Below are 3211 nucleotides of genomic sequence, written 5' to 3' on the forward strand. Positions count from 1 at the left end.
CTCGTAGGTTGCGCCCACAAAGTTGGGGCACAGGCTAATGCACTCGTTCCAGATCTGCTCGGTGTTGTCGTAGTGCATGGGATAGCCCATGCGCGTAGACAGGTCCGCGAAGATCTCCCAGTCGTGGCGGCACTCGCCCTTGGGCGGAACGGCCGCGTCAAAGTGCTGGAAGCTACGGTCGGATGCGGTAAAGACACCCTCGTGCTCGCCCCAAGAGGTAGCGGGCAGGATGACGTCGGCGAGCATGGTCGTCTGCGTCATAAAGATGTCCTGACAAATGAACAGATCCAGCTCGGAGAGCGTCTTGCGCATACCGGCCGAATCGGGCTCGGTCTGGACCGGGTCCTCGCCGTAGTTGTAGAAGCAGTGCACCTTGCCCTCGTCGACCAGGTGGCCCAGGTCGGTGAGCTTGTAGCCCTCCTCGAGCGGGAGCTTTTCCTCGGGCACGCCCCAAGCCTTGGCAAACTTGGCACGCACGGCGGGGTCGGTGACTTTCTGGTAGCCAGGGTACAGGTTGGGCAGCATGCCCATATCGCAGGAGCCCTGGACGTTATTCTGGCCACGCACGGGCGCGAGGCCGGAATTGGGTTTGCCGATCTGGCCGGCAACGCAGGCGATGGAGGCGATGGTGTGCACCGTCTTCAGGTTCTGCTTCTGCTGGCATACGCCCATACCCCAGCCAATGATGGCAGAGGGCTTCGCCGTGGCATACATCTCGGCAGCTTGGTGGATCAACGCGGGCTCGACACCCGTGATGTCCTGTACGGATTCGGGAGTGTAGTTCTTGATGGTCTCCCACCACTCGTCAAAGCCGTTCGTGTGCTCGGCGACGAATTCCTTGTCGTAGAGGCCATCGTTGACCAAGCAGTTGGCAAAGGCGTTGAGGAACGCGACGTTGCAACCGTTCTTGATCGGAAGGTAGATATCGGCGATACGCGCGGTTTCGATATGGCGCGGGTCGGCGACGATGATCTTGCAACCCTTTTCTTTGGCTCGCACGATACGCCTTGCGACGATGGGGTGCGAATCGGCAGGGTTATAGCCGAAGAGGAAAATGCAGCCCGCATCCTCCATACCGGGGATGGAGCATGACATGCAACCTGAACCAACCGTGTCCATCAGACCGAGGACAGTAGGGCCGTGTCAAGTACGGGCGCAGTTGTCCACGCTGTGGGTGCCGATGCACGCACGCGTAAACTTCTGCATGACGTAGTTCGCCTCATTGCCGCCGCCTCGCGAAGAGCCGGTGGTCATGACAGCGTTAGGACCATATTCGTCAATTATGGCCTGCATCTTAGATGCGGTGAAATCCAGTGCCTCGTCCCAGCTTACGCGCTCAAGATCCGCGCCCTTGGTGCGACGGATCATCGGGTGCAGTACGCGAGGAGTCAAGATCTTGGTGTCGTTGATGAAGTCGTAGCCGCTCATGCCCTTAAGGCACAGCTCGCTCTGGTTGGTGATGCCGTTGAGCGGTTCGGTACCCACGACCTGGCCGTTTTGGACCAGGAGGTTAAACTGGCAACCGGCGCCGCAGTACGGGCAGATCACTTTATGCTTCTCCATGACACCCTCCTTCCTTTCTCTGCTACCGAATGCTCGGTACTTATTTGACAATCATTGGGCCTGTTTGGCCGCCCGCTTACGCCTCGTTTTCGATGGTGGCGCGGGCACGCTCAGCAGTCAGTTCTGCCAAACGTTCCTCGTCTACCAGGGTGAGGCCCTTGGTCGGGCACGCCTCGGCACACGCCGGACCGCCGGGACGGTCCACGCACAGGTCGCACTTGAGCACGAAGCTCTTGGTCTGCGAACCCACGCGAACGTCGCCCATCAAGACGGGGACCTGCGTGGTCGCCACGCTCACGGCGCCAAAGGGGCATGCCATGACGCAGCTCTTGCAGCCGATGCAGTTGTCCTCGTTGACGCCGATACGATGGTTCTTTGGATCAAAGAACAAGGCGCCCGTAGGACAGGCCTTCGCGCACGGAGCGTCCTCGCAGTGGTGACATGCCACCGGCGCGGAGATCTCGTAGGTGCGCGTTACGCGCAAGCGAGGTGCGGCGATGTTGCCGGGAATATCGTGTGCCTCGATGCACGCCGCCATACAGGTTTGGCACCCAATGCAGCGCGAAGAATCGGCTACGACTCGTTTATTGCCCATGTTGTTCACTCCCTCCTGAATCCCATGCCGGAGAGACCCTGTCGACGTTGCCCCGGACCGCCCGTGGTCCGGCATCGACGTATCGAGCACATGCGGCGAAACAGGCACTTCGATAGAATTCCTCCAACGATATACAGGTTAAATATACGCAGTTGCAGGTGGCAAACTTGAGGATAGGCCCTGCAATACGGGTGTATTGCAGGGGTTTTGGCAGGTTGGAATTATTCTCTAGAAGCTATAAAGGTGAGTGTAATACATGCGTACATCCAAGGGAGATTTCACGCTCGCTTATAAAGGACGTAATACGTTTGTGATAAATTTCGCGCTCATTAACTTGAGTGCAATAAAGTCGTGGTTATAAGATTAGCTATTAATATCCGATGCTGTATTTGACCATTCATATTGCACGCTCATTAAGGGGGGCCAGTGATGTCATCGACTCAAAAAAGAGCCATCCTGCAGGTGCGCATTCGCGAGGAAGACAAGCAGCATGCCGAGCATCTCTACGACGCCATGGGCACATCGCTCGCCGAAGCCGTCCGCCTATTTGTCGCGCAAAGCATTTTGATGCGCAAGCTTCCCTTTCAGCCAGTCGCCGTGCGCTCAAAGGACGGCACCGCCGCCTATGGATCGCTCAAAGCATATGGTGACCCCAATCGCCGCTCCGAGGAGCGCAATGCCTGGATTGAATACCTTGCTACAGAAAGCGACGATTCGATTTTGGGCCCCGAGGAAGTAGATATCCATGAGTAGCACCATCATCGACGAGACCGTCATCCTGCGCTACCTGCTTGACGACGACGAAGTTCTGTCCCCGCGCGCCGCCAAGGTCATCGCCACGCGCACCGCTCGCGTCTACCCCGAAATCATCACGCGTGTCGTGGTCACGCTGCGCGACGTCTATAAGGTTCCCCGCGTTGAGATTGCTACGGCCATGAGAAGGCTGCTCGATGACGTCATGGTCGACGAGCCCACCGTTGTCGCCCTTGCCATCAAACTCTTTGGCAAAACCCATATGGACTTTACCGACTGTCTGCTTGCCGCCCGTACCGC

General features: G+C 58.0%; 4 protein-coding genes. 2 read left to right on the plus strand and 2 right to left on the minus strand.

Annotation, left to right across the window (positions count from 1 at the left end; translation table 11 throughout):
* Together ABHR75_RS09750 and ABHR75_RS09755 are read right to left on the minus strand one after the other, a co-directional pair.
* Window positions 1-1563 (minus strand): molybdopterin oxidoreductase family protein (locus tag ABHR75_RS09750; RefSeq protein WP_346964219.1); only part of this gene is annotated, 1563 nt, incomplete at its 3' end.
* 76 nt (window positions 1564-1639) lie between these two features.
* Complete coding sequence (locus ABHR75_RS09755) at window positions 1640-2158, minus strand: 4Fe-4S dicluster domain-containing protein (protein ID WP_022095206.1); 519 nt, start codon at window positions 2156-2158, stop codon at window positions 1640-1642.
* Between the two features lie 429 nt (window positions 2159-2587).
* On the opposite strand from ABHR75_RS09755, the gene ABHR75_RS09760 reads away from it, so the two are divergent.
* Complete coding sequence (locus tag ABHR75_RS09760; protein ID WP_158554596.1) at window positions 2588-2911, plus strand: type II toxin-antitoxin system RelB/DinJ family antitoxin; 324 nt, start codon at window positions 2588-2590, stop codon at window positions 2909-2911.
* Window positions 2904-3211 (plus strand): type II toxin-antitoxin system VapC family toxin (locus tag ABHR75_RS09765; protein WP_346964220.1); only part of this gene is annotated, 308 nt, incomplete at its 3' end. The genes ABHR75_RS09760 and ABHR75_RS09765, both read left to right, overlap by 8 nt.

The organism is Collinsella aerofaciens (assembly GCF_039752955.1).
Classification (GTDB): domain Bacteria; phylum Actinomycetota; class Coriobacteriia; order Coriobacteriales; family Coriobacteriaceae; genus Collinsella; species Collinsella aerofaciens_BI.

Excerpts from the sequence above, each read along its gene's own strand:
- ABHR75_RS09760 (WP_158554596.1), top strand. The coding sequence starts at position 2,588 with ATGTCATCGACTCAAAAAAGAGCCATCCTGCAGGTGCGCATTCGCGAG.
- ABHR75_RS09755 (WP_022095206.1), bottom strand. The coding sequence starts at position 2,158 with ATGGGCAATAAACGAGTCGTAGCCGATTCTTCGCGCTGCATTGGGTGC.